1 protein-coding gene is annotated in these 472 nt (G+C 69.3%); it reads left to right on the forward strand.

Annotation, left to right across the window (positions count from 1 at the left end):
- Positions 1-472 (forward strand): Ig-like domain-containing protein (locus KH893_RS11925; protein WP_281166293.1); only part of this gene is annotated, 472 nt, incomplete at both ends.

The raw sequence follows: 472 nt of genomic DNA on the forward strand, positions 1-472 counted from the left end.
GGCCACGCAGACGGTGACCGTGCAGCCCGGCGACAAGCGGTCGGCGATCGCGTACACGGTGACCAATCCCGCCGACGGGCTCACGGCATCCGCGTTCATCATCGTGCCGCCCCGGCAGACCGGCCGGACGGTGCCGCCGCCGTACCTGAACCAGAAGGTGCTGCCGCAGTACGTCGACATGAACCAGACCAAGACGTGGAAGCTGGCCGACATCCTGATCGTGCCCGCCAAGACGCCGCCGAAGCTGATCGACACCGCCGACATCCAGGCGCCCAACTCCGACGGCTCGCCGATCGCGGTCGGCGACGACGCGATCCGGTTCACCCCACGGGCGGGCTTCCGCGGGCAGACGACCATCACCTTCCGGGTGACCGACGGCACCTCGGCCGACGACCCGAACGGCCACACCGCGCTCATCAGCTTTCCGATCACGGTGGGCGACCCCGATCAGCTCGACGAGCCTCCGACCTTC

The organism is Liquorilactobacillus sicerae (genome assembly GCF_029916425.1).
In the GTDB taxonomy this organism is placed as follows: Bacteria; Bacillota; Bacilli; order Lactobacillales; family Lactobacillaceae; genus Liquorilactobacillus; species Liquorilactobacillus sicerae.